Source organism: Citrobacter sp. Cs237, from assembly GCF_030332325.1.
GTDB classification, from domain to species: domain Bacteria; phylum Pseudomonadota; class Gammaproteobacteria; order Enterobacterales; family Enterobacteriaceae; genus Citrobacter_A; species Citrobacter_A sedlakii.
This window is the reverse complement of record NZ_JAOWIB010000054.1, coordinates 1-545: the sequence shown is the minus strand read 5'-3', so window position 1 is coordinate 545 and position 545 is coordinate 1. Positions and strand designations below refer to the sequence as shown.

The 545-nt window shown below is 64.2% G+C and carries 1 protein-coding gene; it reads left to right on the top strand.

The window, feature by feature from the left end; translation table 11 throughout:
* Nucleotides 1-545, top strand: a 545-nt coding sequence (locus OGY07_RS01860) for an Ig-like domain-containing protein (protein ID WP_286598340.1), incomplete at both ends; no start/stop codon positions are given.

Below are 545 nucleotides of genomic sequence, written 5' to 3'. Positions count from 1 at the left end.
GGCGATGCGGTCGTCGTCACCATTAACAACAAAACCTACACCACGGTGGTGGATGCATCCGGCAACTGGAGCGTCGGCGTCCCGGCGGCAGATATCACGGCGCTGAACGACGGCACCACCACCGTGTCAGTGACCGTCACCAGTGCCGCAGGCAACAGCGGCTCGGCCACCCACGATGTGACGGTGAACACCGCAGCGCCGGCCATCACCATTAACACCGTGACCGCCGACGACGTGATTAACGCCGCCGAGCAGGGCGCGGACCTGACGCTCTCCGGCACCACCACAAACGTGGAAGCCGGCCAGAACGTCACCGTCACCTTTGGCGGCAAAACATACACCGCCAGCGTTGACAGTAACGGAGCATGGACGCTGGTCGTCCCGGCTGCGGATTTATCCACCCTGACTGACGGCGGCGCCCGCGTGGAGGCCAGCGTCAGCAACACCGCAGGTAACTCTGCGTCAGCCACCCACGACTACAGCGTGGATACGGGGGCGCCGGTGATCGCCATCAGCACCATCGCGGCAGACGATATCCTGAACGC